The 1,111-nt window shown below is 66.2% G+C and carries 2 protein-coding genes; both read left to right on the forward strand.

The annotated features are described in order from the left end of the window. A partial coding sequence (locus tag EOL86_15420) for a BAX inhibitor (BI)-1/YccA family protein (protein ID NCD26959.1) occupies positions 1 to 126 on the forward strand: 126 nt, incomplete at its 5' end. A gap of 43 nt (positions 127 to 169) precedes the next feature. Then, a partial coding sequence (lpxK, locus tag EOL86_15425) for a tetraacyldisaccharide 4'-kinase (GenBank protein NCD26960.1) occupies positions 170 to 1,111 on the forward strand: 942 nt, incomplete at its 3' end.

The following is a 1,111-nucleotide window of genomic DNA, read 5'->3' on the forward strand; positions in this document are numbered from 1 at the left end:
GCCGCGCCCATGGACGACGCCCTGGCCATTCGGCGCGGCACCATCCTGGGCGCGCTGACCCTGTATCTGGACTTCATCAACCTGTTCCTGTTCCTGCTGCGCTTTTTCGGCTCTTCCCGCGAATAATACCGGGCGGCCCAGGCCGCCCTTTTTTATCCCAAGGCTGTCCATGACTCCAGACCGCATTTCGGAACTGCAAAACCGCTTCGCGCCCGTTCTCGATCCCCTGGCCACCGGCTATGCCCGGCTCATGCGTTTTCGGGCCGGGCTGTTCGCGTCCGGCCGGTTGGCGTCCTGGCGACCGCCCGCGCCCTGTGTCGCCGTGGGCAATATCTCCTGGGGCGGCACGGGCAAAACGCCCGTCGTGTCCTGGTTGCTGCGCTGGGCCATCGACCAGGGCCTGACCCCGGCCGTGCTGACCCGTGGCTATGGCGGCCATCCGCCACGCGCGCCCTATGAGGTGGAGCTGTCCAGCCCGGCCCGCGAGGCCGGCGACGAACCGCTGATGCTCAAGCGCGCCCATCCCAGGGCCCGGATCATGGTCGATCCCAACCGGGTGCGCGGCGGTCGGGCCTGCACCGGCGACGCGCCGGGGCTGTACATTCTGGACGACGGCTTCCAGCATCTGCGCGTGCGGCGCGACGTGAACCTGTGCCTGCTCTGCCCGCGGGATCTGGACGTGGGCTGGAACAAGGTCATTCCGGCCGGAACCTGGCGCGAGGACGCCACGGCCCTGAAGCGCGCCGATGCCTTTCTGGTCAATCGCATGTTCGGCGAGGACGACTGTCTGGAAACCCTGGCCCGCATCAAATTGACCGGCCTGGGCAAGCCCATTTTCTTTTTCCAGGTCGTGGCCCGGCACATCGCCAACAGCGTCAGCGGCGAAATCCGCGACAGCCTCCAGGGCGAACGCTATCTCTTGGTCACGGGCATCGCCAACCCGCGCAAGGCCCCTCAGACCTTCAAGCGCGATCTGGGCGAGATGCCGGTGCACCATCTTATTTTTTCGGACCATCACCCTTTTTCCCTGACGGACTGGCAGACCATCACCAACCGGGCCGAGCGGGCGCGTTGCGCCTACATCCTGTGCACGCCCAAGGATGCCGTCAAA

Source organism: Deltaproteobacteria bacterium (assembly GCA_009930495.1).
Classification (GTDB): domain Bacteria; phylum Desulfobacterota; class Desulfovibrionia; order Desulfovibrionales; family Desulfomicrobiaceae; genus Desulfomicrobium.